The 26577-nt window shown below is 66.3% G+C and carries 20 protein-coding genes, 1 tRNA gene and 1 pseudogene; 13 read left to right on the top strand and 9 right to left on the bottom strand.

The window, feature by feature from the left end; genetic code table 11:
- Positions 1-324: 324 nt before the first annotated feature.
- From E3T61_RS20330 to E3T61_RS20300, 7 genes are all read left to right on the top strand, one after another.
- Entirely contained in the window at positions 325-1614 is a 1290-nt protein-coding gene (locus E3T61_RS20330; RefSeq protein ID WP_255455719.1) for a glycosyltransferase, read from the top strand.
- A gap of 129 nt (positions 1615-1743) precedes the next feature.
- Entirely contained in the window at positions 1744-2775 is a 1032-nt protein-coding gene (gene gmd, locus E3T61_RS20325) for a GDP-mannose 4,6-dehydratase (RefSeq protein WP_134642658.1), read from the top strand.
- 2 nt (positions 2776-2777) lie between these two features.
- A complete protein-coding gene (locus E3T61_RS20320) occupies positions 2778-3773 on the top strand; it encodes a GDP-L-fucose synthase family protein (protein WP_134642657.1) in 996 nt (331 codons plus the stop codon).
- 78 nt (positions 3774-3851) lie between these two features.
- Positions 3852-5585: a DUF4012 domain-containing protein gene (locus E3T61_RS20315; RefSeq protein ID WP_134642656.1), complete on the top strand. Its 1734-nt coding sequence runs from the start codon at positions 3852-3854 to the stop codon at positions 5583-5585.
- A gap of 100 nt (positions 5586-5685) precedes the next feature.
- Positions 5686-6231: a sortase gene (locus tag E3T61_RS20310; RefSeq protein WP_134642655.1), complete on the top strand. Its 546-nt coding sequence runs from the start codon at positions 5686-5688 to the stop codon at positions 6229-6231.
- A gap of 189 nt (positions 6232-6420) precedes the next feature.
- Positions 6421-7734 carry a UDP-glucose dehydrogenase family protein gene (locus tag E3T61_RS20305; RefSeq protein ID WP_134642654.1) on the top strand — a complete coding sequence of 438 codons (1314 nt, stop codon included), beginning with the start codon at positions 6421-6423 and terminating at the stop codon, positions 7732-7734.
- Positions 7735-8511 (top strand): HAD-IIB family hydrolase, encoded by a 777-nt coding sequence (locus E3T61_RS20300; RefSeq protein WP_174777056.1) that lies wholly within the window; start codon positions 7735-7737, stop codon positions 8509-8511.
- Between the two features lie 289 nt (positions 8512-8800).
- On the opposite strand, the gene E3T61_RS20295 is transcribed toward E3T61_RS20300, so the two are convergent.
- Positions 8801-9016: a hypothetical protein gene (locus tag E3T61_RS20295; RefSeq protein WP_134642653.1), complete on the bottom strand. Its 216-nt coding sequence runs from the start codon at positions 9014-9016 to the stop codon at positions 8801-8803.
- Positions 9017-9635: 619 nt separating this feature from the next.
- Between E3T61_RS20295 and E3T61_RS20290 the strand changes: the two genes are divergently transcribed.
- Both E3T61_RS20290 and E3T61_RS20285 read left to right on the top strand, forming a co-directional pair.
- Positions 9636-10220, top strand: coding sequence for an SGNH/GDSL hydrolase family protein (locus E3T61_RS20290; protein ID WP_166793336.1), 585 nt, complete (start codon positions 9636-9638; stop codon positions 10218-10220).
- A gap of 634 nt (positions 10221-10854) precedes the next feature.
- Positions 10855-11817, top strand: coding sequence for an LCP family protein (locus E3T61_RS20285; RefSeq protein ID WP_166793335.1), 963 nt, complete (start codon positions 10855-10857; stop codon positions 11815-11817).
- A 42-nt stretch (positions 11818-11859) separates the two neighbouring features.
- Here the strand turns inward: E3T61_RS20285 and E3T61_RS20280 are convergent, their stop codons facing one another.
- The 6 genes from E3T61_RS20280 to E3T61_RS20255 form a co-directional block, all read right to left on the bottom strand.
- The gene (locus E3T61_RS20280; RefSeq protein ID WP_241992718.1) at positions 11860-12330 is read right to left on the bottom strand and encodes a VanZ family protein; all 471 of its coding nucleotides are present in this window, start codon (positions 12328-12330) and stop codon (positions 11860-11862) included.
- Positions 12331-12448: 118 nt separating this feature from the next.
- The gene (locus tag E3T61_RS20275) at positions 12449-13930 is read right to left on the bottom strand and encodes a DHA2 family efflux MFS transporter permease subunit (protein ID WP_134642649.1); all 1482 of its coding nucleotides are present in this window, start codon (positions 13928-13930) and stop codon (positions 12449-12451) included.
- 67 nt (positions 13931-13997) lie between these two features.
- A tRNA-Pro gene (locus tag E3T61_RS20270) sits at positions 13998-14071 on the bottom strand.
- Positions 14072-14152: 81 nt separating this feature from the next.
- On the bottom strand, positions 14153-16678 hold the full coding sequence (locus E3T61_RS20265; protein WP_134642648.1) for a transglycosylase domain-containing protein: 2526 nt from the start codon (positions 16676-16678) through the stop codon (positions 14153-14155).
- Positions 16679-16752: 74 nt separating this feature from the next.
- The gene (locus tag E3T61_RS20260; RefSeq protein WP_134642647.1) at positions 16753-17721 is read right to left on the bottom strand and encodes a metallophosphoesterase; all 969 of its coding nucleotides are present in this window, start codon (positions 17719-17721) and stop codon (positions 16753-16755) included.
- Complete coding sequence (locus tag E3T61_RS20255; protein WP_134642646.1) at positions 17718-20267, bottom strand: transglycosylase domain-containing protein; 2550 nt, start codon at positions 20265-20267, stop codon at positions 17718-17720. Before E3T61_RS20255 ends, E3T61_RS20260 begins: the two co-directional genes overlap by 4 nt.
- Before the next feature lie 51 nt (positions 20268-20318).
- On the opposite strand from E3T61_RS20255, the gene E3T61_RS22005 reads away from it, so the two are divergent.
- The gene (locus E3T61_RS22005; protein ID WP_166793334.1) at positions 20319-20486 is read left to right on the top strand and encodes a Sp36 family protein; all 168 of its coding nucleotides are present in this window, start codon (positions 20319-20321) and stop codon (positions 20484-20486) included.
- Between the two features lie 2 nt (positions 20487-20488).
- Positions 20489-20959, top strand: coding sequence for a RidA family protein (locus E3T61_RS20250; protein ID WP_134642645.1), 471 nt, complete (start codon positions 20489-20491; stop codon positions 20957-20959).
- Between the two features lie 76 nt (positions 20960-21035).
- On the opposite strand, the gene E3T61_RS20245 is transcribed toward E3T61_RS20250, so the two are convergent.
- The gene (locus E3T61_RS20245) at positions 21036-22322 is read right to left on the bottom strand and encodes an acyltransferase family protein (protein ID WP_134642644.1); all 1287 of its coding nucleotides are present in this window, start codon (positions 22320-22322) and stop codon (positions 21036-21038) included.
- 122 nt (positions 22323-22444) lie between these two features.
- Complete coding sequence (gene acs, locus E3T61_RS20240; RefSeq protein ID WP_134642643.1) at positions 22445-24406, bottom strand: acetate--CoA ligase; 1962 nt, start codon at positions 24404-24406, stop codon at positions 22445-22447.
- A 721-nt stretch (positions 24407-25127) separates the two neighbouring features.
- Between acs and E3T61_RS20235 the strand changes: the two genes are divergently transcribed.
- Both E3T61_RS20235 and E3T61_RS20230 read left to right on the top strand, forming a co-directional pair.
- Entirely contained in the window at positions 25128-26264 is a 1137-nt protein-coding gene (locus E3T61_RS20235; protein WP_134642642.1) for a TadA family conjugal transfer-associated ATPase, read from the top strand.
- Positions 26261-26577, top strand: a pseudogene (locus tag E3T61_RS20230) (hypothetical protein); the annotation flags it as partial. The gene E3T61_RS20235 and the pseudogene E3T61_RS20230, both read left to right, overlap by 4 nt.

Here is a 26577-nt window from a genome sequence, read left to right as displayed (position 1 = left end):
CCCATGGAGTCCTCCCAAAATTGCCCGTCCCCATATTGTCTCGCCTCTGCACCCCGTCCAGGGCGCGCGGGTGGGTGTGTGCTGAATTGTAACGTGTCCGAAACTCGCAATTTACCCTGTCGACGTCCCCGCATTTGGGGGCCGGGGTGCTGTCGTGGTTAGGCTGGGATTCCACACCGTGATTGACACCCGGATGGGGGCGACCACATTGGGCGCAGCGATTGGGAACATCGATCCACTTGGGGGGATTCTCGTGAGAAGAAATGAAGCTGGGTTGGCACACTTCGCGGTGCTCGGACCTGCGACAGAGGAAGTAGCTCCATTGTGACGCGTCTAGACGTCCCGCTGCCCACGGCGAGTGGGTCCGAGGGATCCTCCCCAAGAGTTCTCATTATCGGACTCAACTATGCGCCGGAGACCACCGGAATATCACCGTACACCAGCGCTTTAGCACGTGGATTGGCGGAGCGCGGTGTTGCGGTGAGCGCGCTAACTGCCCACCCGCATTACCCCGAATGGGAGATCCACGACGGTTACGGCCGCTGGAGGAGCACTGAGGTCATTGATGGGGTAACGGTCACCCGATTGCGGCACTACGTACCTGCCAAGCCCGGCGGCCTGAATCGGCTCGTTTCGGAGCTCACCTTCGGATTGCGCCTGGTGTTCGCCCGCTGGGGCAACCCCGATGTCATCGTGATGGTGTCACCCGCGCTGTTTTCCACGGCGCTCGCCATGGCACGCGCGCGACTGAGCCCAACGCGGCCGCTCGTGAATGTCTGGGTGCAAGACATCTACAGCCTCGGAATCACCGAAACCGGAATGGGCGTTGGCCCGGTTGCGAAGCTCATCACGTGGGTGGAGAAGACCACCCTCAGGGCAGCTTCGGGTGTCGTCGTGATTCACGACAGATTCGGCGAGCATCTCAGCCGACGGCTCGGTGTCGCCGCCGAGCGGATTGAAGTTGTGCGCAACTGGACACACCTCGACCCTGCCGCGCCGACTGACGTTGTTGCCACAAGGGCCCGTCACGGCTGGGCGGACGGTGAGACCATCGTGCTGCATGCGGGCAATATGGGCGTAAAACAGGGCCTCGAGAATGTCGTGCATGCGGCCGGTCTTGCAGACGAGCAGGAGCGTCCGGTGCGATTCGTGTTGTTAGGCAACGGCAGCCAACGCGACGAGCTCCAGGCCCTCGGCGCGAGCGTCACACGCTTGCAGTTCATCGGGTCGTTGGACGATGCCGGCTTCCAAGACGCGCTTGCGTCAGCGGACGTGCTGCTCGTCAATGAAAAGCCGGGTGTGTCCGAGATGGCAGTGCCCAGCAAGCTCACCTCCTACTTCAACGCGGCCCGCCCCGTCATCGGCGCTACCGATCCCGATGGGCTCACCGCCAGCGAGATCGAAGCAGCCAACGCTGGCCGGATCGTCTCGGCCGGCGACCCGCAGGCGCTCCTAGACGCCGCCCTTGCGCTCGGTTCTGACGCTGTTCTTGCCCGCAGCTTGGGCGAAAACGGGTTCCGCTACCGCACGGACGTGCTGGGCGAGGGAGCGGCCATCGACAAGTTCGCAAGGTGGCTACACAGGATTGTGACCCGTGCCGGCACTCGCCGATGACACACTCGGGTACCCCCCGTTTGCGTCCCTGCATTCGAATCCATATGCTCAGCCTTGAAGCGAAACAGCCCGGCATTGACGACGGACGTCATGTCCGATTGTTGTTGCCCGACACCCCTGGGGGATCAATTGACTAAGCGCGCGTTCATTACCGGTATCACTGGCCAGGATGGTTCCTACCTGGCCGAGCTTCTGCTCGCCAAGGGTTACGAGGTGCACGGCTTGATCCGTCGCGCGTCGACCTTCAACACCTCGCGGATTGATCACCTCTACGTGGACCCGCATGACCCGTCGGCGAAGCTGTTCCTGCACTACGGCGACCTTTCCGACGGGTCCCGTCTGGTGACGCTCCTGGCCGAGATTCAGCCGGACGAGGTCTACAATCTGGCCGCGCAGTCGCACGTGCGGGTGTCTTTCGATGAGCCTGAGCACACCGGTGACACGACCGGGATGGGCACCATTCGTTTGCTGGAAGCGGTGCGGATGGCGGGTATTCACCCGCGGTTCTACCAGGCGTCGAGTTCGGAGATGTTCGGTGCGACGCCGCCGCCGCAGAACGAGGACACCCCGTTCTACCCGCGTTCCCCGTATGGTGCCGCGAAGGTGTATTCGTACTGGGTGACGAAGAACTACCGGGAGGCGTACGACATGTTCGCCGTGAACGGGATCTTGTTCAACCACGAGTCCCCGCGCCGTGGTGAAACGTTCGTGACGCGCAAGATCACCCGTGCCGTCGCGGCGATCAAGGCCGGCACCCAGGATCACGTCTACCTGGGCAACCTGGACTCGATCCGCGACTGGGGCTACGCCGCGGAATACGTTGAGGGTATGTGGCGGATGCTGCAGGCCGACGAGCCGGACGACTTCGTCCTGGCCACCGGCGGTAACTTCACGGTGCGTGACTTCGTGGAAACCTCGTTCAGCCACGCCGGCTTGAACTGGGAAGAGCACGTCCGCTTCGACGAACGCTACCTGCGCCCCACCGAGGTCGACGCCCTCGTCGGCGACGCGTCCAAGGCCCAGGACAAGCTCGGCTGGAAGGCCGAAGTCGATACCGCTGAGCTGGCCCGCATCATGGTCGACGCCGACATCGCCGCGCTGTCGCACTCCGGTCGGCCGTGGATCGATGAGGTCAAGCTGACGAGCTGGGGAACGAAGTAACCATGACTGACACGGCGACGGACACCCGCGACCAGGTCGACTTCACCCCGGCGGCCCTGGACCGGGATGCCCGGTTCTATGTGGCCGGGCATCGCGGCCTGGTCGGCTCCGCGATCTGGCGGCACTTGGAAGCGGAAGGCTTCACCGACCTCGTCGGCCGCAGCTCGGCTGAGCTGGACCTGAAAGACCGGGACGCGGTGTTCGCGTTCTTCGCCGAGACTACGCCCCGGTACGTGGTGTTGGCTGCGGCGAAGGTCGGCGGGATCCTGGCCAACAGCACCTACCCGGTGGATTTTCTTAGCGACAACCTGCGCATCCAGGTCAACGTCCTCGACGCTGCCCTCAAGTACGGTGTCGAACGCCTGTTGTTTCTGGGTTCGTCGTGCATTTACCCGCGTCTGGCGCCGCAGCCGATCCGGGAAGACACCCTTCTCACCGGGCACCTCGAGCCCACGAACGACGCGTACGCGATCGCGAAGATCGCCGGGATCCTGCAGATCCAGGCGATCCGCCGGCAGTACGGCCTGCCGTGGATCTCGGCGATGCCGACCAACCTCTACGGGCCCGGTGATAACTTCTCGCCCAAGGGCTCGCATGTGCTTCCGGCCCTGATCCGCCGGTATGACGAAGCCGCCCAGTCGGGTGCGACCAGTGTTACCAACTGGGGCACTGGCACGCCGCGGCGGGAGTTCCTGCACGTGGACGACATGGCCGAAGCCTGCCTGCACCTGCTCGAGCACTACGACGGGCCCGACCAGGTCAACGTCGGCACCGGCAGCGACGTCACCATCCGGGAGATCGCCGAAACCATCGCCCGCGTCGTCGGCTTCACCGGCACCACCGAGTGGGACACCGACAAGCCCGACGGCACCCCCCAGAAACTGCTCGATGTCAGCAAACTCGCCCAGGCCGGCTGGACCGCTAAAATCGGCCTCGAAGACGGACTCCGCTCAACCGTCGGCTGGTACCGGGCCCACTCCGACACGCTGCGCGAGTAGGTGGTGGAGTCTCTCTCCTCGACTCGGCCGCGCCGACGCGATCGGAGGCGTGCCAAGCGCGGTCGCAAGAAGGCGGCTTTGTTGGTTTTGCTTGCGGTGGTTATCGTCCTTCTCGGGTCGGTAGCGTGGGTAGGCGTTCGCGCTGTCCTCGCTCGGGGAGAGCTTGAGGGTGCGATTCCGCTGGCCAGCACCATGCAACGCCAGGTTGTGGACGGTGACGGTGACGGGGCTCGGCTTACTGGTGAGGAGTTGACCCAGCGCGCTGCCTCGGCGGCCGCTCTCACCAGTGATCCCGTGTGGCGTGCATTCGAGGGAATCCCAGCGCTTGGGCCCAACCTCGCCGTCGTTCGACAGCTGGCGGCAGTTGTCGACGATCTGGCCAAGAACGGGATCGCTCCGCTCGCCGAAGTAGCGGGCGGCATCTCGGTCAACGACTTCCGCCCCGTTGATGGCGCGATCGACGTGCAACCGCTCATCGATGCACAGCCAGCTATAAGTTCGGCCGCGACAGCGATAGTCGCAGCGCAGACACAGGCTAGTGCGCTCGACACGAACGGTACCCTCGACGAGGTATCCGGCGCGGCGGGAAGGCTGAGCGCAGCAGTCGACGAGGCTGCCGTTTCCATTAGCGCCGTCGACAGAGCAGTTCGGATTATTCCAGCCATGCTGGGTGCCAACGGCCCGCGAAACTACGCGGTACTTTTCCAGAATCCTGCCGAACTTCGCTCCACGGGTGGCATTGTTGGTGCTGTTGCATTGATCCACACCGAGAATGGGGCAATTCAACTCACTCAGCAGGCACCCGGTGCAAGCTTCCCCCGTCACGCTGAATCGGTGCTTGATCTTCCCCCCGACACCGGCAACCTCTACAGCCAGAGAACCGGTCAGTACATGCTGAATGTCGGCCTTACGCCCAGTTTTCCCCTCTCGGCCAAACTGGCGCAGGAGATGTGGCGTCTGGAATATGGCGTCCAGGTCGACGGTGTACTGTCCATCGATCCGGTAGCGCTGGGATACATCCTCGCCGCTACCGGCCCCATCACGCTCCCAACGGGAGACGTGCTTAGTTCGGAAAACGCCGTCAGTCTTCTACTCACCGATGTGTACGCGCGCTACGCAGAGCCGTCCGACCAGGACGCCTTCTTCGCAGCAGCGGCGGCCTCAGTGTTTTCGGCCGTCGCCGGCGGTGACGTCGATCCGGTCAAACTGATTACTGCTCTGGGTAAGGCCGGGGCTGAGCATCGCGTGCTGGTGTGGAGCTCCTCTGAGGGTGAGCAAGCGATTCTGGCGGACACCAGTTTGGCCGGATCGCTGCCCATAAGCGACGATGCGACGCAGAGATTCGGGCTGTATCTCAACGATGCGACCGGCGCCAAGATGGGAACCTATCTCGACGTGAACTCGAGTATTGGGCAAGTCACCTGCCGTAACGATAGGCGGCCCAATTACACGGTGGAGGTCACGCTCACGAACACGGCGCCGGCCGACGCCGCGACAGTCCTGCCCCGTTACGTCACGGGTGGAGGGGTGTTCGGTGTTGCGCCCGGAAATGTGAAGACTATTGTCTCCGTCTACGCAGCGCCTGATATGCAGAACCTGGGCTTATCGCAGGACGGCCAACCGGTCCCCTACCTTCCCGCAAGCGACGACGGCTATCAGGTGAGCGCGATCGCTATCGAACTTTCGCCCGGGCAGAGCACGGTCCTGCGCTATAACTGGCTCGGTCCACAGCAGTTCGCCGGAGAAAATGAGTTGCAAATGACACCCGTAATTCACAGAAATGAAACAAAGAAACTGGATATCGGCTGTTAACATCCCCTAGTGTTGGGGGTATCCCCTCCTCGGGGGACAGCTTCAATCGAAGCACCGCCAGTGTCGGCACATTCATTGCACATCAGCAGGGGGTACCTCCATGTTCAAAAAGTCCTTAGCGGCAGCCGCACTCGCGGTTCTCGCAGTTTTCGCAGTTCCGGCCGCAGCTAACGCAGCGGGCTATGTACCGGAGAGCAACGTCGTTGTCTCCGGCACCGTCGCACCCGGGGCAACGGTCGCCGTTGCCTTCACCGACGGATCCTTCACCGCCGGCGAATCGGTTTCGTTCGCCGTAACCGGGTCTGGTACCGCCACACTCTCTGTCGTCAAGGCCGCCACGGTCTCGCTGACCAAGTCGGCAACGTCCGCTGGTGCTGCCAGCGTCAACGTTGCACTTCCGGCTGACGCGACCGGCACCTACACCACCACAGCCACCGGCCTCACCTCCGGCACCGTGGGCACCGCCTCGATCACCGTTCCTGCCGCTGACGCGGGCGCTGGCGCTACCTCGACCGATGGCGGCCTTGCCAGCACCGGTTACGACGCTCCGATGCTCGCGATCTGGGCGGCTGCTGGCGCCCTGCTGCTTGGCGTTGCACTGATGGTTGCTCTGACCGTTGTGCGTCGCCAGCGCTCCAACGCGTAGTCAAACTCGGTAAGGCTGGAGGCACCACCTTCCGACACTGCGTGAGGTAGCTAGCCATGCATCACAGAGGGCCCCGAACATACTGTTCGGGGCCTTCTTTTTGAGAAGCGCCGTCTACGCTTCTAGTCGCTCGTCGCCCCCGGGCACCTCAGGTGCTGCCGGTAGGCTCTGTCACATGGGGATAAAAGCATGAGAATTTCTGTTATCGGTTGTGGTTATCTCGGCGCTGTGCACGCTTCGGCTATGGCCGAGCTCGGGCATGAGGTCGTCGGTATCGACGTCGACGCGGCCAAAATCGCGGCTCTGAGCGAGGGGCGCACCCCGTTCTTCGAACCGGGGCTACCCGAAGTGCTGACGTCCGCCATGGCCTCAGGTCGGCTGCGTTTCAGTACGGAGATCGCCGACGCAGCCGGCGCTGAGGTGCACTTCGTTGCTGTGGGAACCCCGCAGAAAAAGGGAAGCTATGCCGCCGACCTGACCTATGTCAACGCGGCAGTAGAGGCGCTCTTGCCGCACCTTAAGGCAGGCGACCTCGTGGTCGGCAAGAGCACGGTGCCGGTGGGCACCGCCGCCCGTCTCGCGCTGGTCGTCGAGGCTTCCGGGGCAGGCGCGGCGCTCGCTTGGAACCCCGAGTTCCTGCGCGAAGGATTTGCAGTGCAGGACACAATTGCACCAGACCGACTCGTCTATGGGGTGCCTCAGGGACCGAGCGGGGATCGAGCGGTCGCTCAGCTCAACGAGGTCTACGCTTCCGCCGTGGGTGCTAAGACCCCGCTGGTAGTTACCGACTATGCCACTGCCGAGCTTGTCAAGGTCGCCGCGAACGCATTCCTGGCGACCAAGATTAGTTTCATCAACGCCATGGCCGAAATCGCCGAGGTCTCCGGCGCCGATGTCACCCAGCTGGCCGACGCCATCGGCTACGACACGCGTATTGGGCGCCGTTTCTTAAATGCCGGTGTTGGTTTTGGTGGCGGATGCCTGCCCAAGGATATCCGCGCATTTACTGCACGGGCCGAAGAACTTGGGCGCGGCGAATCCGTCGCCTTCCTCAAGGAGGTTGATGCCATCAACCTCCGCCGACGCCAGCGCGTTGTCGACCTCGCGGTATCGGCCCTCGACCGCCCGGTCTACAACGCCAAGGTCGCTGTCCTCGGGCTAAGTTTCAAGCCTCACTCCGACGACGTGCGTGACTCGCCCGCCCTCGACGTTGCCGTGCAATTGCGAGGACTGGGCGCCGACGTGGTCGCCACCGACCCGCAAGCCATCGAGAACTCACGGTCACGTCACCCCCAGATCACCTACGCCACGGATCTCGAAGAGACCCTTCGCGGCGCAGACGCTGTCGTGCTGGTCACCGAGTGGCCAGAATTCAAGTCGATCGACCCGGAATGGGCCGCTGGTCTTGTGAACACCCGAACAATTGTCGACGGTCGGAACACCCTCGATGCAGCAGCTTGGCGAGCCGCCGGCTGGACCTACTACGGATTGGGCCGTCCCTAAATGGCATTGCAGAACCCTCGTTTGGTCGCCTTCGACCTGGACGACACCCTCGCGCCGTCTAAGTCACCGATCGATCCGCGTATGGCGGCACTTCTCGTGCGGCTGTTGGACGTAGCGGAAGTGTGCGTGATCTCGGGCGGCCAATTCGCTCAGTTCACCATGCAGGTCGTGGATAACCTGGCTGATGTGGACGAGTCCGCGCTTGCGCGTCTGCACCTCATGCCTACCTGCGGCACTCAGTATTACCGCCACAGTGCGGGGGAGTGGCAGCAGGTCTATGCCGAGAATTTGACCGATGATCAGAAGTGGCGCGCCTTGGCCGCTGTGGAAGCGATCGCCCGCGAGCTCGGTTACTGGGAGAGCGAGACCTGGGGTCCGATTCTTGAGGACCGCGGTTCGCAGATCACCTTCTCCGCCCTCGGGCAAGCGGCGCCGGTGGCAGCGAAGACCCAGTGGGACACAGATGGTGCAAAGAAGACGGCGCTTCGCGAGTCCGTTCAGGCGTTGCTGCCCGACCTTGAAGTGCGCTCGGGAGGCTCCACCTCCGTAGACATTACCCGGCGGGGCATTGACAAGGCGTACGGCATGAATCGGCTCGCCGAACTCACCGGCATTCCCCTCGACGAGATGCTATTTGTGGGGGACAGACTGGATGAGAATGGGAATGATTACCCGGTGAAGGCTCTGGGCGTTGACTGCGTCGCCGTCGAGAACTGGAACGACACCGCGGCATTCCTTGATGAGCTCATTCCGACCTTGGCGATAGTGCGCCCTTAGAGGAGTTCGGCGGCGGTGCCTGGTCGGCTGAAGCGTCGAGCAGATGTTCGTCGATGCGGCCGTACATCGCGGTGAGTGGCGCTGTGATTTCGCGCTCGAACCACCGACGAAGGCCAAAACGGGTTGACGGCATAGGTGCATCCTCTTCGGGGAGCATGTGCTTGCCGCGCCGGCGGGCCCGGCGCGTGAAAGAAGCGGGGTAAGCGCCGCGATCGGTGTCAAGATACCCCGGTGCCGCCGAAAGGGCGACCCTCAGCCGGACGGACTCGATGGCGCTAGCACCGGAGCTTCACTCTGTGAGGTCGGCTGCGACGCGTCCGCTCTGATCCGGGCAGCTCTTAGCTGCGGACTGTTCTAGCACGCGGTGGGCGAGTTCCACTCGAGACTCCTCGGAGAGACCCTCGGTGGCGTAGGTGGCCAGCACCTTGTCGACGGCGTAGTTGAGGTCGAGGTCGGGGTGATCAGCAAGGTTGGTGCAGACCACCTGGCTGTAGAGGTTCACCATGGTCTTGGTCTGCTTGTCGAGGAGCTGCGGTTCGGTCAGCGTCGTAGGCGCAGGGGTGGCGGTTGCCGTCCTCGACGGAACCGCAATGGTTGGTGTGTCGGCGCTGGCGCAGCTAGAGAGCAAAAGGACGCTGCACATGAGTATTGCCGGAGCTAGTAGACGCATTGGGAGAGCCTACCGAATGGGCCCAGCGAAACGTCGATACTCAACGCCTGACTCAAAACGCCATGAGAGATTTCGACGGCAACAATCGGCACTTGAGAAGCGGAGAACGCGGAGTCCTGCGTTTAGGGGTCTAATAGTCGGTGCAAATCCCGTATGCGAAGTACCAAAGGGAACGACGGTCGGGAATATATTGGCGATGCAACCAGAGGAGAAGGATATGTTCCTCGTCGTCTCGCAACTGGCGCTCCGATAGGCTAAGCCCATGGCATGGGGGAATCGACGAGGTCGCAGGAATCTCCGCGAATCTACGAGCATGCGCTCTTTCAAAATTGGAGGGCTTGGTCTAATCGCTGTAGCCGTGGTGGCACTCACTACATTCGCATTGGGTAGCGCGCAATCGAATGCTGATCCGACCGCGACAGCCGGCCCAATCCCTACATATGGAACCGCCCGGGTGGCGCCGCCCGCCGTGAAATTCTTTGGCGATTCCTACACGGGCGGTTCCGAAATGGGAGGAGTCGATGACGTTGGCTGGCCGGCCATTGCCTGTGTGGAACTGGGTTGCACAGCCTCAGTTGAGTCGAGTAGTGGCGCAGGCTACATCAATGGTGAGGCTGACGGTCGAGGTCTGAATGCAGCCTTGGACTCTACTCGCCCCGGCTCACTCGCGAATGTAATCGTGCTGGCAGCGGGCGCGAATGACTATCGCGCGACGCCGGCCGAGAATGCCCTGGCTGCAGACGCGTTCATTGCTCGTCTCCAAGGTCGCTGGCCCGACGCAAACCTGGTTATTCTCGGCCCTTTTTGGCGGGACGACCAGCCGTCCGAGGTGCTTCTGCAGTTGGACGCGCATTTGGAAGCCAGGGCAGCAGCGATTGGTGCGAACTTCGCCTCACCGATCCGGCTTGGCTGGCTCACCGGTGAAAATGGACGCTTCATTGGGAGCGACAACGTGCACCCTGACGACGAAGGGCACGCTTTCATCGCGACCCAAGTAATCCCGTTGCTTGATGCCGCGGGCGCGCGGCGGGAACCGTAGCCTAAAGCTAAACGCTTTTGCGGAGACCTCATTTCCCGGGCATCTGATAACGCGAGCTGCTCGACGACGAATCTTCTCGCCGTAAGCGGACCTGACGGCAGGGCGGGAGCCTCTAAGAGGCTCACTGACTGGGCCTCCGCAACCGCCAAGAATGCCTCACTGGCACATCTAGCCGACGCTCGCCAACAGAACGGGATTTCTGGGGGCCGAATGTAAATGGCGTCTACTGCAGTCGGGGATATGTGAAGCGGTGATGAGGCGTTACATGGCGATGAGAGCGATTGTTAGTGCTGTGCAAGCGGCCAGCGCAATGAGAATCACACGGGCGGCAAGCATCCCGCTGCTCTGTTCGTGTCGTCGGTACCAACGGCGAATCCGACGAGTTCGTCGTCGGATTCCCATGCAGCGACTCTAATGGGGGAGCGGGGGATTTGCACCCCAAATGGGTGACCCCCAATTCGGGTGTCGGCACAATGGAGGACACTATCCGGGCCTGAATCGGCGGTCTATGGTGTGCGCACCGCACCCCTACCGGTCCGCAGGAGGCAACCCGATGCCCGAAGTGCAGAACGCGCCAACGCGCCATCAGACTCGGCCTGCGCGCGGCAGCCGGGCCTGGCGGATTGTCTTTGTTGTGTTCAGTGCTTTCGCGATTGTGGTGCTGGGGGCGGCCGCGGTGACGGTGTGGAACCTCTCGAGGAGCTTCGAGTCGGTGGAGAAGATTCCCGCGGCGTTCCCGGCCGACGAGTCGGTGCGGCCGCCGGTGGCGACCGGCGCGGCGGCATCCGCGCTGAATTTTCTGTTGCTGGGCTCGGACAGCCGGGGCGCCAGCACCGGGTCGATCGCCAACCTCAGCGGGCAACGCTCCGACACCATCGTGATCGTGCACGTGCCGGCCGATCGCAAGTCGCTGTCGGTGATGTCGATCCCGCGCGACACCTGGCTGGAGATCCCCGGCCACGGCGAGGCGAAGATCAACGCGGCGCTGTCCTACGGCGGGGTGCCGCTGGCGGTTCAGACGGTGGAGGGGCTGCTGGGCTCGCGCATCGACCATGTGGCGGTGGTGGACTTCGCCGGGTTCGCCGCGCTGACGGATGCGCTCGGCGGCGTGGACATCGACAACCCCATCGCCTTCGATTCGTACCATCTGGCTGGGCACACGTTCCCGCAGGGGGCGCAGCACCTCACCGGCACCGAGGCGCTGGCCTTCGCCCGGGAGCGCTACGCGTTCACCGACGGGGACTTCCAGCGGGTGCGCAACCAGCAACTGCTGATCCGGGCGCTGCTCAGCGGGCTGATGCAGAAGTCGGTGCTGGCGAGTCCGGCCACGATGGGCGGGGTGGTGGAGGCGGTCAGCCCCAACCTGGCGATCGACGCGGAGCTCTCGGCCACCGACCTGGTGAGCCTGGGCGTGGAACTGCGGGAGGTGCGGGAGGGCGACGTGAGCTTCTTCACCATCCCCACCACGGGTACCGGCACGTCTGCCGACGGGCAGTCGATCGTGAACCTGGACTGGGAGGCGCTGCCGGCCCTGCAGGAGGCCTACCGCTCCGACACCGTGGCGGCGGTGGTAGGGCCGCTGCAGGCGGCTGGGTAGGCGGGCTGCGGGGGTCTCTACAAGCTCGACCAGCGAGAACGGCTACGCCAGCTGCCGGGGGACGGCGGGGGAGCGGGCGGTGACGGCGGCCAGCAGGGCCAGCGCGAGCAGGGCGCCGAGGGCGGCGCCGGCGGTGTTGGCGAGCACGTCCATGACGGTGGCGTACCGGGCCGGCAGGAAGATCAGCTGGCCGAGTTCGATCAGGCTGCTGGCGGTGAAACCGGCCAGGATCGCCAGCCACCAGCGGGCGGAGCCGAGCAGAAGCACGCCCAGCAGCCCCACAGGCAGGAACAGGGCGATGTTCGCGGTGAATTCGACCAGGGTGTAGTTGAGCCAGGTCGGCACGCCCTGGGCGTGCAGGCGGTCAAGCACCCGCACGATGGTGCCGTGAGCGCCGCGGTCGACCGGGGTGGGCCAGAACGCGATCAGCGTGAGGGTGAGCAGGTACGCGGCGGCAAGCCAGCGGGCGACCGTGCGGAGAGTGGCGTGCCGGCGCCTAGCTAAAGCGTTCACGAGACCTCCCACGGGCTGCGGGTCACGGCCTCCGGCAGGGTGCATCGCGGGAGGACATCACCGTCAACGGACCAAGCTCCCAGCGTAGCCAGGCCCGGCTGGGAGCAACAGGTGTGGCTCAGCGCCCGCCGGGAACCTCGACGCGCTTGGGCAGCAGGAACACCAGCAGCAGGGCGACCACGCTCAGGGCGGCGCTGACGGCCATGGCCAGGGTGGCGCTGTCGGTGAAGCCGGTGGCCACAGCATCCGCGCCGGGGCCGGCCACCACGAGGGTGCCGAAGAAGACGCTGCCCACCACGGCGATACCCGCGGCGCTGCCCACCCGCTGCATCACGCCGACAACGCCGCTGGCCGCGCCGGCCTCGGCGCGGTCGACGGTGGCGACGATGAACGACACGTTCGGGGCGATGAACGCGCCGCTGCCCAGGCCCGCGATGAACAGCGGCGGCAGCAGGAGCCAGTTGGTGAGGTCGGCCGGGGCGGTGAGAAGCAGCACCAGCCACACCCAGACCAGGCCGATGGTCACCAGGCCCACGCCGAGCACGAGCACGGTGCGACCCAAGCGCAGGGTGAGCCGGTTGCTCTGCGACGATGCGACGATCGAGCCGATCGCGAACGGGATGGACACCAGGCCGGACTCGAGCGCGGTGTGGCCGAGGCCCGCCTGCCAGAGGATCGAGATGGTGAAGAAGATGCTGGTGAAGGCCGCGAAGTACACCAGGGCCAGGATCACACCGCCGGTGAAGGCGGGGTGAGAGAACAGGTGCGGCGGCACGAGCGGGCTCTGCCCACGCTTGCTCACCCGCACCTCCCAGGCGCCGAACGCCACGATGAGCAGGGCGCCGGCGGCGAGCACCAGGTAGGTCCAGAGCGGCCAGCCGCGGTCCTGGCCTTCGATCAGCGGCACCAGCAGCGCCACCAGGCCGGCCGACACGAGCAGTAGACCCACCCAGTCGATGCGGGATGCCTGTGCGCCTGCGGTGGCCTTGGTGCCGGTGCCTGAGGGCAGCAGCACCGCCGCGGCGATGAGGGCGACCACGCCGATGGGCAGGTTCACCCAGAACACCAGGCGCCAGCCGTTCTCCACGCCGAAGGCCTCGATGATCAGGCCGCCCACGATGGGGCCGAGCGCGGTGGAGACGCCGATGACCGAGCCCATGATGGCGAACGCCTTGCCGCGGAATCGCGGCGGGAACATCAGCTGGATGACGGCGGTCACGGCGGGCACGAACATGCCGCCGGCCAGTCCCTGCAGCACCCGGGCCACGATGAGCTGGAGTTGGTCCTGCGCCAGGCCGCAGGCCAGGCTCGCCACGGTGAAGAGCGCCAGCCCGGTGAAGAACACCCACTTGTGACCGATCCGGTCGCCGATGCGGCCGGCCGGGATGAGCGCGAGGCCGAATGCGAGGGCGTAGCCGGAGATGATCCACGACAGCGTCGCCTCGGAGGCGTTCAGGCTGGTCTGGATGCTCGGCAACGCCACGTTCACGATCGTGGTGTCCAGCAGCGCCATGAACATCCCCGCGAGCAGCACGATGAGGGCCTGCCAGGCGCGGCGGGTGACCACCGGGGCCGAATCGGTGCGGGGGGAGTCAGTCATGGCGGGCCTTTCCGGGCGCGAAGGAACAGAAAAACCCCCACTCGCAACGAGTGGGGGTTTGTTTCTGTCGGGGTAACAGGATTTGAACCTGCGACCTCGTCGTCCCGAACGACGCGCGCTACCAAGCTGCGCCATACCCCGATGGCCCTGTGGACCTCGACAAGTATAACCCCATCGGGTCCCGGGGTTTCGACCAGCGGATTTCGCCGGTCTCGACAAGGGCTACGGGATCTTGCCGACGACCACGATCACGGTGCCGCCCGGGATGACCGGGCTGCCCGCGGCGGGGGCCTGGGACAGCACCTTGCCGTTCTGGCCCGGGTCGGTCACCGCCTGCTCGTTGGCCACCACGCCGAAACCGCTCAGCGTGCCCTTAGCCTGGTCGACGGTCTGCCCCACCACATTGGGCAGCAAGATCTGCGACCCGTTGCTGGAGTACACCGTGACGGCGGCGCCGGTGCTGGTGGTCGCGCCGCCGGCGGGGTCGCTGCGCGCCACGGTGCCGGCGGGCAGCTCGGAGTCGGTCTGCCCGCCGTCGAGGAAGCCGAAGCCGGCGCCCTCGATGGTGTTGCGGGCCTGATCCACGCTCTGGCCGCGCACATCGGGCACGGTGACCTGCACACCGCGAATGAGGTTGTTCGCGGCCTCGTCGAACTCGTCGCCGCCGTACTTGGCGTTGGCGACGCTCATGATGTCGGGCCATATCCGGTGCCGGGCCGTGGCTGCGGAACCGCTGTCGAACCTGAGGCTGCGCTGGTTGTTCTCTTTTCCGGTGACGCTGACCACTCCCACGACGGTGGCGACCTCGGTGCTCGCGCCGCTCATCCAGGTGTCGTTGGAGCCGTCGGTGGTTCCGGTCTTACCGATCATGTCCAGCCGCGGCGATGTGTTGCGGTACGACTCCCCGGCGGAACCCTGGGTCATCACCCGTTCCATGGCGTACGCCATACCGGCGGCCACTTCGGGCTTCACGGACTCCGTGCAGGTGGACACCGGCGCGGGAATCTCCACGCCGTCCGCACCGATGATGCGGTCGATCACGATGGGGGAGCAGGTGGTGCCCTTGTTGGCGATGCCGGCGAAGGCCACCGCCATGCTCAGCGGCGCGACCTCGTTGGTGCCGAGCACCGACGAGGCGCCCTTCTGCAGTGGGTCGCCATCCGCCCGGTGCACCCCGAAGGATGTGGCGGTGTCGCGGATCTTGCACAGGTCCAGTCGCTTGGCCATGCCGAGGAAGCCGGTGTTGATCGAGTCGATGGTCGACTCCAGCGCCGAATAGTTGCGGCCGGACTCGTTGGAGTCGTTGCGGGGGTTGTACCCCGGGAAGCTCTGGGCGCCGTCGCAGTAGTCCTGGAAGGTGCCCCAGTTGGCCTTGCGCGCGGAGTCGACCCGCTCGCCGAGCGGGTGGCCCTCCTTGAGCCACTCGGCCAGGGTGAACACCTTGTAGGTGGAGCCGGGCTGGAAGCCCAGCGAGCCGCCCTGGGTGAAGTCGGTGTTGTAGTTGATGCCGGTGTACTCCGGGCCCGGAGCGACCTCCAGCTGGGTGTACAGCTTGTTCTGCGCCATCGTGAGCACCCGGCCGGTGCCCACCTCCACGCTGGTTGCCACGGCTCCCACGTCCCAGCTGTCGGTCATCGGCACGTTCTCGGCGATGGCCGCCTCGCTGGCCATCTGCAGTTCGATGTCAAGGGTGGTGTAGATCTGGTAGCCGCCGCGACGGAAGTTGGTGATGCGGCTGTCTTCGTTCTCGCCGAAGGTGGGGTCGGTCTTGAGCTGGTAGGTGACGTAATCGCAGAAATACGCGGCGCCGCCGGCGGTTTGGCAGCCGGTGCTGGGCTCGGTGATGGCCGGCTCGATCGCGCTGGCGACGGCGGCGTCGTAGTCAGCCTGGTTGATCTTCTTGTGCTTGAGCATCTCGCGCAGGATGTAGTCGCGCCGGTCTTTATTGGCGGCGTACCCGTTCGCGGCGCCGTTGGTTTCGCTTTCGGGCTCGTCCAGGCGGAACTTCTCCGGGTTGTTCACGATCGCGACCAGACTGGCCGCCTGCGGCAGGGTGAGCGTGGCGGCGCTGGCGGAGAAGTAGTACTCGGCCGCGGCCTGGATGCCGTAGACGGTGCCGCCGAAGCCGGTGATGTTCAGGTAGCCCTGCAGGATCTCGTCCTTGCTGTACTCCTTCTCCACCCCGATGGCCAGCCGCATCTCCTTGAGCTTGCGTTCCTCGGTGGGGTCGGTGGCCTCCTCGAAACAGGCCTGGAGCTCGTCCGGATCGGGCATGACCTCGCACTTTTGCACCAGCACGTTCTTGACGTACTGCTGGGTCACCGAGGACCCACCCGAGGTGGGTCCGCCGGTGAACTTGGCCAGCGCCGCGCGCAGGGTGCCCTGCAGGTCCACGCCGCCGTGCTCGCGGAACCGGGGGTCCTCACCGGCGACGACGGCATCCTGCACGAAGAGGTTCATGGCCTCGAGCGGCACTTCGACCCGGTTCTGGTCGTAGAACGACGCGAGCTCGTAGGGCTGACCGTTGGGGTCGATGGCGTAGATGGTGCTCACCTGCGACAGCTCGTCGATCTTCAGGTAGTTCGGCAGGTTCTCGAAGGCGTTGATCGTGGTGCTTGTGGCCAGACTCGAGATCGCGAGGGCCGGCGTGATCCCGACCGCGATCAGCACACCGGCGACGGCGCTCATGGCCACGAATCCGACGAGTCCCCCGACGACGCCGGAAAAAGTTCTTTTGTATTCCCCCATAATCGTGAGCTTAGAGGATCAACGGTGGGGGAAAGCGGTGATGGTCACCCCAGGACGAGGGGTCCCGGCGTCAGCTACGCGGCGGTGAGGGTCAGCAGCGTCGCCTCGGGCGGGCAGGCGAAGCGCACTGGCGCGTAGATGGATGTGCCCAGTCCCGCGGAGACATTGAGGTACGAGGTGCGCAGCCCCACGCTCCAGAGGCTGAGGCCCTTCACCTGTCGGCGGGGAATATCACAATTGGTTACCAATGCGCCGAACTTGGGCACGCAGACCTGGCCGCCGTGGGTGTGGCCGGCCAGGATCAGCTGGGCGCCGTGGTTCACGAACGAGTTGAGCACCCGCTGGTAGGGCGCGTGCACGACGCCCACGGTGAGGGTGGAGCGCCGGCCGGTCGGTTCTTCGGGGTCCGGCCAGGTCTCCTCGGTGAGCGGGTCGTTGCCGCGCATCTCGTCGATGGCGCCGGTGATCAGGTCCAGCCGGTCGCGGCGGATGTGCGGATCGTCCACCCCGAACATCTCCAGGTGGGTGCCGTTGATGTCCAGTGCCTCGGCGGCGTTGTTCAGGTCGGTCCAGCCGAGGTCGGCGAACACCCGGTGCAGGTCGTCGGTGTCGAGCTCTGCGTGCCGGGTGCGCAGCATCGACGGGCCGCCGAAGTACTTCAGCGGGTTCTTCGGCTGTGGGCCGAAGAAGTCGTTCGAGCCGTTCACGAAGATGCCCGGGATGCCCTTGAACGGTTCGAGGGCGTACTCCACACCCGCGATGCCGTCTTCGTGACCCAGGTTGTCGCCCGTGTTCACGACCAGGTCGGGGTTCAACGCGGCCAGGCCGCGCACCCAGTCCTGCTTGTCGCGCTGCCACGGCGCCATGTGCAGATCGGACAGGTGCAGCACCTTGATCGGGTCGGAGCCCGGCGCGAGCACCGGAACCGTGATCTCACGCAGGGTGAACCGGCGGCGCTCGATGAGCGAGCCCCAGGCGAACGCGGCCAGCCCGGCCGCCGCTACGGCTGACGCCGAGGCGACGACGGTGCGTGCGGCGCTCAACCTGCCGCTCCCTGCTGTTTGCCGACCACCAGGGTGACGCTGCTGCCCTTGGTGGCGGCCGTGCCGGCCGCCGGGCTCATCGAGATCACCTTGTTGTTCTGGCCGGGGTCGTTGACGGCCTGGTCGGTCACCACGACGTTGAAGCCGGCGAGCGTGGCCCTGGCCTGTTCGAGGGTCTGCCCGGCGACATCCGGCAGCAGCCCCTGGGCGCCGTTGCTGGAATACACCGTGATGGTCGCGCCGCTGCTGGCCTGGGATCCCCCGGCCGGGTCGGTGCGGGCCACCGTGCCTGCGGGCAGCTCTGAATCGGTTACGCCGCCGTCGGCGAATTCGAAGCCGGCGCCCTCGAGAGCGCTCTTGGCGTCTTCCATGGACTGACCACGCACGTCGGGAACGGCGACCTGGGCACCCTGAATGACGTTGGTGGACGCCTCGTCGAACTCGTCTCCGCCGTACTTGGCGTTGGCGACGCTCATGATCTCCGGCCACATCCGGTGCCGGGCGGTGGCGGCGGAACCGCTGTCGAAGGCGTACTTGCTGGAGCGCTGGTTGGCATCGCCGGTGACGCTGACGACACCCACGACGGTGGCGACCTTGGAGCTCGCGCCGCTCATCCAGGTGTCCTTGGCGCCGTCGGTGGTTCCGGTCTTACCGATCATCGGCACCCGGGGGGAGGTGTTGCCGTAGGACTGGGCGGCGGAGCCCTCGGTGAGCACCCGCTTCATGGCGTACGCCATGCCGGCGGCGACAGACGGGTCGACCGACTGGGTGCAGGTAGAGGCGGGCGGGGCGATCTCGGTGTCGTCAGGGCCCACGATGCGGTCGATGACAATCGCCGAGCAGGTGTTGCCCTTGTTGGCGATGCCGGCGAAGGCCACCGCCATGCTCAGCGGAGCCACCTCGTTGGTGCCGAGCACCGAGGAGGCACCCTTCTCCAGCGGGTCGCCATCCGCCCGGTGCACGCCGAACGATTCGGCGGTGTCGCGGATCTTGCAGAGGTCGAGCTTCTTGGCCATGCCTAGGAAGCCGGTGTTGATGGAGTCGATGGTCGACTGCAGGGCGCTGTAGTTGGTGCCGGGCTCGTTCGCGTCGTTCTTCGGGTTGTAGCCCGGGAAGGTTTGCGGGCCGCTGCAGTAGTCCTGGAAGGTGCCCCAGTCGGACTTGCGGGCCGAGTCGACCCGCTCGTTGAGCGCGTGACCCTCCTTCAGCCATTCGGCGAGAGTGAAGACCTTGTAGGTCGAGCCGGGCTGGAAGCCGCGCGAACCGCCCTGGTTGAAGTCGGTGTTGTAGTTGATGCCGGAGTACTGGGCGCCGAGGGCCTGCACTTCGGGGTCCTGGCTGTAGGTCTTGTTCTGCGCCATCGTGAGCACCCGGCCGGTGCCCACCTCCACGCTGGTGGCCACGGCGCCCACGTCCCAGCCGTCGAAGGTCTGGGGCACGTTCTCGGCCATGGTGGTCTCTGTTTCCAGCTGCAGGTCCAGGTCGAGGGTGGTGTAGATGTCGTAGCCGCCGCGACGGAAGTTCATCATGCGGGTGTCTTCATCTTCACCGAAGGTGGGGTCGCTCTTGAGCACGTGGGTGACGTAGTCACAGAAGTAGGCGCTGCCGCCAGCGGTCTGGCATCCGGTGCTCGGCTCGGTGATGGTGGGCTCGATCGGCGAGGCGATGGCGGCGTCGTAGTCCTCCTGGCTCACCTTCTTGTACTGGAGCATCTCGCCGAGGATGTAGTCGCGGCGTTCCTTGTTGGCGGCGTACCCGTTGGCGGCACCGTTGGCTTCGCTGTCCGGCCTGTCGAGGCGGAATTTCTCCGGGTTGTTCACGATCGCGATGAGGCTGGCCGACTGCGACGCGTTGAGGTTCGCCGCGGTGGTGTTGAAGTAGTACCCGGCGGCGGCTTCGATGCCGTACACGCTGCCACCGAACAGGGTGATGTTCAGGTAGCCCTGCAAAATCTCGAGCTTGCTGTATTCCTTCTCGACGCCGATGGCCAGGCGCATCTCCTTGAGCTTGCGCTCCGGGGAGGTCTCGGTGGCATCGTCGTAACAGGCGTCGAGCTCGTCCTGATCGGTGAGAACCTCACACTTCTGCACGAGAACGTTCTTGACGTACTGCTGGGTGATGGATGAACCACCCTGGGTGCCGCCGCCGGTGACGGTGGAGAGGGCGCCGCGGATGGTGCCCTGCAGGTCAACGCCGCCGTGATCGTAGAAGCGGGGGTCCTCGCCGGCAACCGCGGCATCCTGCACGAACTGGCTCATGCTGTCGATCGGCACCTCGACCCGGTTCTGGTCGTAGAACGAGGCCAGCGCGTACGGGGCGCCGTTGCCGTCGAGGGCGTAGATGGTGCTCTTCTGGGAGAGCTGATCCACCTTGAGATAGTTGGGCAGGTTCTCGAACACGTTGATCGTGTTCGTGGCCGTCATGCCTGAAACGGCGAGAGCGGGGGTGACGGCGACCGTGACGAGGACACCGGCTACGGCGCTCATCCCGATAAAGCCCAGGAGGCCGCCGAGGGCTCCACTAACCGTACGATTTTTGGCAGACATACAATTGAGCGTAAGGGACAAAGCCTGAAAAACCGCCTGAATCGGAGCCTTATGACTGCCTGGGAGTACCTCACCACCCCGCTGATGATCCACAACACAGCCGCCATCCTCAACAACTGGGGGTCGGAAGGCTGGGAACTCGTGCAGGTCGTCACCGGCCCCGAGGGTGGACTCGTCGCCTATCTCAAGCGTCCGGTCGCCGGCGCGGAAGGAGCATGACCATGTCACAGATCGAGGCTCGTCTGGCCGAACTGGGCATCGATCTGCCGTCGGTCGTGCCGCCGGTGGCCTCGTACGTGCCCGCCGTTGTGAGCGGGTCGCTGGTCTACACCTCCGGCCAGCTGCCGATGGTGTCGGGTGCGCTGCCCGCAACGGGCAAGGTCGGTGACGGCCACGGCCTGGTGCCGGCCGCCGACGCGCGCGAGTACGCCCGGCAGTGCGCGCTGAACGCGCTCGCCGCCATCCAGAGCGTGATTGGGTCGCTGGACCGGATCACCCAGGTGGTCAAGGTCACCGGCTTCGTCGCATCCGCCCCCGACTTCACCGGCCAGCCCGGTGTGGTCAACGGCGCCTCCGAGGTGCTCGGCGAGATCTTCGGCACCATCGGCGTGCACGCCCGCTCCGCCGTGGGCGTGGCCGTGCTGCCGCTGGACTCGCCCGTCGAGGTGGAGCTCATCGTCTCCTTCGCCTAAGCCTCATCTCGCGAACTGTGAGTTAAGCCCCAGAATCTTCGGATTTCTGGGGCTTTTCTCACAGTTCGCGAGCGTTCTACGCCGAGGGTGCCCCCTCCGGCCGCGGATGCCCGGCCGAGAACGCGGCCCCGACCCGGCCGGCCAGCGTCTGCGCGGGCCGCTCCACCCAGCGGTACATCAGCTGGGCCAGCACGAGGCTCAGCGGCACCGAGATCAGTGCGCCCCACCACCAGTGCTCCGGCCCGAACATCTGCCCGAAGGTCACCACGACGGGGAAGTGCACGAGGTACAGGCTGAAGCTGATCGTGCCGAGCCAGGCGAGAAGGCGGCCGCTGAGCATCCGCTGCACCGGCGGCCAGAGCGCCACGGATGCCACGATCAGCGCCGCGCCCGGCACCCGCAGGGCCAGCGCCACATCGTTCCACGGCTCGGTGAGAGCCGGCCGCAGCAGCCAGTAGCCGATGAGCAGCACCGGCCCGAGAACCGTGAGCGCGGCGCAGACCAGGGTGCCGCCGCGGCGCCGGGCCAGCCGGGTGGTGCGGGCCAGGAGAGCACCGTGGTTGGCGGCGAGCAGCGCGCCCAGGCCGAACGCGGGCAGGTACATCAGCGGTTCGATGCCGAGCAGGTACCCCGCGGTGGACACGGCCAGCAGCACCGCCACCCAGGCCAGGGTCCACCGGCGGGTGGCCACGGCCAGGATCACGCCGACCGGCAGCAGCAGGGAGAACCACATCTCCCACGCCAGTGACCAGAGCGGCGGGTTGACGTCGGGGCGGCCGGTGAAGCCCACGATGCTGGCCTCGCGCAGCAGGTTGCCGAGGCCGAGGTCGGGGCTGCCCTGCTTCGCCATCCACGCCCCGCCGTCGCCGTTCACGGTGCGCGGCACGATCAGGATCCACAGCGCGGCCAGGACCACCGACACGAACACGGGGATCGCCAGCCGCACGATGCGGCGCGGGTAGTAGGCCAGCCAGTCGTAGCCCGCGGCCGGGGCCTCCGCGGCGGCCGGATGCGCGGAAGCTGAGGCGGCGGCTGCGGGGGAGGCGGCTCCGACCGGGCCTCCGGCGGCGGCGGGCGCGGGCCGGCGCACCCACGGGAAGCGGCGCAGCGGGCTGAGCACGAGCACGAATCCGCTGAGCACGAAGAACACCAGCACGAACTCCGGGCCGGCGAAGAGGATCTTCAGCGGCGACAGGGTGACCCACCAGGCGGGGGAGAACACCGCCACGTTCGCGCTCGAGGAGTACGCGGCCGAGATGGACGGGGCGGTCATCGACACGTGGTGCACGAGCACGATCACGGCGGCAACCCCGCGCAGGGCGTCGAGCCCGACCATGCGGTCGCGGGAGATATCTCGAGACATTCCGCCCACCGTAGGTGCCGTTCGTGAACGTTTCCTCCGAGCGCCCCCGCATCCGCGAACTGTGAGCTGAGCACTTATCCGGGCCTCCGGAAGGTGCTTAACTCACAGTTCGCGAGAGGGTGTTAGCGCATGCTCGCCGAGATGATCTGCATGATCGAGGTGTCGGCGAGGGTGGTGGTGTCGCCGATCTCGCGGCCCTCCGCAACGTCCCGCAGCAAGCGCCGCATGATCTTGCCCGAGCGGGTCTTGGGCAGCTCGGTCACGATGTGGATCTCCCGCGGCCGGGCGATCGCCCCGATCTGCAACGTCACGTGGGCACGCAGCACGGCGCTGATGTCGGCGTGGCTCGCCGCATCCGTCTGGCTGTACTTGATGATCACGAACGCCACGACGGCCTGCCCGGTGGTGTCGTCGTGCGCGCCCACCACCGCGGCCTCGGCGACCACGCCGTGCGCCACCAGCGACGATTCGATCTCGGCCGTGGACAGCCGGTGCCCGGACACGTTCATCACGTCGTCCACCCGGCCGAGCAGCCAGATGTCGCCGTCACGGTCGAGCCGGGCGCCGTCGCCGGCGAAGTACAGCGGACCGTTCGGGGCATCCTGGAATTTCTCCCAGTAGGTCTCGATGTACCGCTCCGGGTCGCCCCAGATGCCGCGCAGCATCGACGGCCAGGGTTCGGTCACCACGAGTAGGCCGCCGTTGCCGTGCCCCACGTGTTCGCCGTCCTCGCCGATCACGTCGATGGAGACACCCGGGATGGCGACCTGGGCCGCGCCCGGCTTGGCCTCGGTGAGGCCGGGCAGCGCCGAGATCATGATCGCGCCGGTCTCCGTCTGCCACCAGGTGTCCACCACCGGGGTGAGCTGGTTGCCGATCACCTCGCGGTACCACATCCAGGCCTCAGGGTTGATCGGCTCGCCCACCGAACCGAGCAGGCGCAGGCTGGTCAGGTCGAACTTCTGCGGCTCCTGGCGGCCGATCTTCATGAACGTGCGGATGGCGGTGGGCGCCGTGTAGAGGATGCTCACCTTGTACTTCTCGATGATTTCCCACCACCGGCCGGGGTGCGGGGTGTCGGGGGTGCCTTCGTAGAGCACCTGGGTGGCGCCGTTGGCCAGCGGCCCGTAGACCACGTAGCTGTGCCCGGTGATCCAGCCCACGTCGGCGGTGCACCAGAAGACGTCCTTCTCGGGCTTGAGGTCGAAGACGTTCTTGTGCGTGAACGCCACCTGGGTGAGGTAGCCGCCGCTGGTGTGCAGGATCCCCTTGGGCTTACCGGTGGTGCCGGAGGTGTAGAGGATGAACAGTGGGTTCTCGGCCGGGAACGGCTGGGCTTCGTGCTCGTCCGAGACGCCGGCGAGTTCCTCGTGCCACCACTTGTCGCGTTCGTTCCACTCGACGTCGCCGCCGGTGCGTTCCACGACGAGCACGGTGTGCACGCTCGAGTCGCCGCTGGCCAGGGCGGCGTCGACCGCGGGCTTGAGCGGGGTGGCGCGGCCCTTGCGGTAGCCGCCGTCGGCGGTGATCACGACTACAGCTTCGGCGTCGTCGATGCGGGAGCGCAGGCTCTCGGCGCTGAAGCCGCCGAAGATCACCGAGTGCACGGCGCCGATCCGGGCGACGGCGAGCATGGCCACGACCGCCTCGGGGATCATCGGCAGGTAGATGGCGACCCGGTCGCCGGCCCGCACGCCGAGGCCGAGGAGCACGTTCGCGGCCCGCTTGACCTCGGTGGTGAGCTGCGCGTAGCTGATCGCGCGGGAGTCGCCCGGCTCGCCCTCCCAGTGCAGCGCGATGCGGTCGCCGTTGCCGGCGAGCACGTGCCGGTCGAGGCAGTTGTACGCCACGTTGAGCTCGCCGTCGTCGAACCATTTCGCGAAGGGAGGATTGGTCCAGTCCAGCGTGCGGGTGAACGGCTTGTGCCAGTGCAGCAGGTCGCGAGCCTGCTCGGCCCAGAAACCAAGGCGATCTGCTGCGGCATCCGTGTACAGCGACTCGGTGGCCACCGAAGACGCGGCGAACTCTGGGGAGGGCGGGAATCGGCGGGATTCGTGGAGAAGATGGTCGATTTGCACGCTCATGATGGTTCGCTCCTTTGCGAGTTCAGGCGGTGTGGGGCGCCGCGGCGGCCCCGTCCCTGAACCCTACACGGCACACCCAGCCGTTTCGAGGGCAATTGCTCACGGAAGAAACAACGAATTTCTGCCCGGGATATTTTCGAAAAACGGTTCTCACGGGGGCTTCTTTTTATGTCCTCATTTAGGGGGACCCAGAGGACTTGCACATCTGATTTTCCCAAGTATGCTTATCAATGTCTGAACGAAAGTTTTGACCTGTGGTGCGTTGGTTCCCCCCAATCAATGCACTGCCGAGGCGGCACCTGTTCCCCCCAATAGGTGCCGCCCCCCTTCTTTTAACGGCACGTCCGGTGTCTCTCAACGGCACCCGTGCTTTCCCCGCGCGGCTCTCGCATCCCCCATGCGAACCGGGCACCTGTGTGACCAGCTGTACCGCATCACCGCTGTATGAGCCCTCCAGGCAAACTGTTGCCCGTTCGGACATCTGCGCCCCGCATACCGGGCGCAGAAGTCCGGTCGGGCAACAGTTGTATCGGGCTCCGGGCTCCGCTGTGGGTGCTTCGTGGTGCTGAGGCGACCATACGACCGCCTCCTCGGGTGAATGAGAGCAGCTGGCTGAGAACACGACGCTGTAGCCGCTCCTCCACAGCCGCCCGGCGAGGGCGACACCGCACCAAAACGGATGCCGCCCGCACCCCAGTGCGCCCGACGGTAGCGTGCCCGCATGCCAGAGCCCTACGTCGCGGTGCCATCCTTCCTCAACCGGCCCAGCACCCTCATCGTCAGCACCGATCCGCATCCGGACCCGCTCCGCGGCACCGACCTCGGCCGTGCGCGTGGCCCCGACCTCGACCGTGCGCGCGACCTCGACATCCGCGACCCCGCCCCGGGCCACGCTCGGCCTCCGGTCGCGCCCTCGCGTACCGACCTCTCGCTGCTCGGCCCGCTCAGCCGATTCGCCCGCGACCCCGCCGTCACCGACCTCTTCGTCAACGGCGATGCCGGCCTCTGGCTGGACGCCGGTCACGGATTGGTGCCCGCGCCGGACTGGCGCAGCGACGAGCGCGGCATCCGGGACCTGGCGGTTCGGCTGATCGCCCTTGGCGGCCGGCACATCGACGAAGCCAGCCCCTGCGTCGACGTGCGGCTGGCCGACGGCATCCGGGTGCACGCCGTGCTGCCGCCGGTGTCGAGCACGGGCACGCTGCTGTCGATCCGGTTGCCGCGGGCCGAACGCCTCAGCCTCGACGCGCTCGCGGCCGGCGGCCTGTTCGGCCAGGGGGAGGCCCGGTCCGCCCAACTCGGCCGGCTGCGCGCGGCGGTGCACAACCGGGAGAACGTGCTGGTCACCGGCGCCGCCGGCAGCGGCAAGACCACCCTGCTCGCCGCGCTGCTGGGCGAGGCGCCCGCGGCCGAGCGCATCGTGGCCATCGAGGACGTCGCGGAGCTGCGCATCGCGCACCCGCACGTCGTGGCCCTGGAATCCCGCCAGGCCAATCTTGAGGGCGCCGGCCGTATCGGCCTGGACAGCCTGCTGCGTGAGGCCCTGCGGATGCGCCCGGACCGGCTGGTGCTCGGCGAGTGCCGGGGTGTGGAGATCCGCGAGCTGCTGGCCGCGCTGAACACCGGCCACGACGGCGGGGCCGGCACCCTGCACGCCAACTCGCTGGCCGACGTGCCCGCCCGGCTCGAGGCGCTCGGTGCCCTCGCCGGTATGAGCCCAGCGGCGGTCGCTCGGCAGACCGTGAGTGCGATCAATCTGGTGCTGCACCTGGAACGGCGCGGGGGACTGCGGCGGCTCGCGCAGGTGGGCCGGTTCGTGCTCGACTCGGCCGACCGGCTCAGCACGGTGCCCGCATGAGCCGTCCGCCACAGATCTTGCCGATCGAGGAGGTGGCCCGGGTGGCCGAGCGGCTCGCGGTGCTGCTGGCCGCCGGGGTGTCGCCGGTGTCGGTGTGGGACTACCTGCTGCCGGCCGGGCCGTCGGCTGCACCCGAGCGGGCATCGCCAACCGCCGACGCCTGGCCGCCACGGACCGAGCCGGCCGCCGGGGCGGAGCCCTCGCATCGGGCGACGCCGGTCGAGGCAGCCCGGTCGCGGCTGTCCCGCCGAGCGCGGGCTCAGGCCGAGACCGAGCGGGCGCAGCACAGCATCCTGGCCGCCGCGGGCCGCGC

This window comes from Cryobacterium lactosi (assembly GCF_004403945.1).
GTDB lineage: Bacteria > Actinomycetota > Actinomycetes > Actinomycetales > Microbacteriaceae > Cryobacterium > Cryobacterium lactosi.
The sequence above is the reverse complement of the archived record's forward strand: the minus strand, read 5'-3'. Positions and strand labels throughout refer to the sequence as shown.

What these genes read in the sequence shown, in the direction of transcription:
- E3T61_RS20295 (WP_134642653.1), bottom strand. Translation starts at nt 9,016, where the DNA reads ATGGTGAACCTCTACAGCCAGGTGGTCTGCACCAACCTTGCTGATCAC.
- E3T61_RS20235 (WP_134642642.1), top strand. Translation starts at nt 25,128, where the DNA reads ATGCCAGAGCCCTACGTCGCGGTGCCATCCTTCCTCAACCGGCCCAGC.
- E3T61_RS20245 (WP_134642644.1), bottom strand. Translation starts at nt 22,322, where the DNA reads ATGTCTCGAGATATCTCCCGCGACCGCATGGTCGGGCTCGACGCCCTG.
- E3T61_RS22005 (WP_166793334.1), top strand. Translation starts at nt 20,319, where the DNA reads ATGACTGCCTGGGAGTACCTCACCACCCCGCTGATGATCCACAACACA.
- E3T61_RS20300 (WP_174777056.1), top strand. Translation starts at nt 7,735, where the DNA reads ATGGCATTGCAGAACCCTCGTTTGGTCGCCTTCGACCTGGACGACACC.
- E3T61_RS20255 (WP_134642646.1), bottom strand. Translation starts at nt 20,267, where the DNA reads ATGTCTGCCAAAAATCGTACGGTTAGTGGAGCCCTCGGCGGCCTCCTG.
- E3T61_RS20310 (WP_134642655.1), top strand. Translation starts at nt 5,686, where the DNA reads ATGTTCAAAAAGTCCTTAGCGGCAGCCGCACTCGCGGTTCTCGCAGTT.
- E3T61_RS20320 (WP_134642657.1), top strand. Translation starts at nt 2,778, where the DNA reads ATGACTGACACGGCGACGGACACCCGCGACCAGGTCGACTTCACCCCG.
- E3T61_RS20265 (WP_134642648.1), bottom strand. Translation starts at nt 16,678, where the DNA reads ATGGGGGAATACAAAAGAACTTTTTCCGGCGTCGTCGGGGGACTCGTC.
- E3T61_RS20250 (WP_134642645.1), top strand. Translation starts at nt 20,489, where the DNA reads ATGTCACAGATCGAGGCTCGTCTGGCCGAACTGGGCATCGATCTGCCG.
- acs (WP_134642643.1), bottom strand. Translation starts at nt 24,406, where the DNA reads ATGAGCGTGCAAATCGACCATCTTCTCCACGAATCCCGCCGATTCCCG.
- E3T61_RS20275 (WP_134642649.1), bottom strand. Translation starts at nt 13,930, where the DNA reads ATGACTGACTCCCCCCGCACCGATTCGGCCCCGGTGGTCACCCGCCGC.
- E3T61_RS20305 (WP_134642654.1), top strand. Translation starts at nt 6,421, where the DNA reads ATGAGAATTTCTGTTATCGGTTGTGGTTATCTCGGCGCTGTGCACGCT.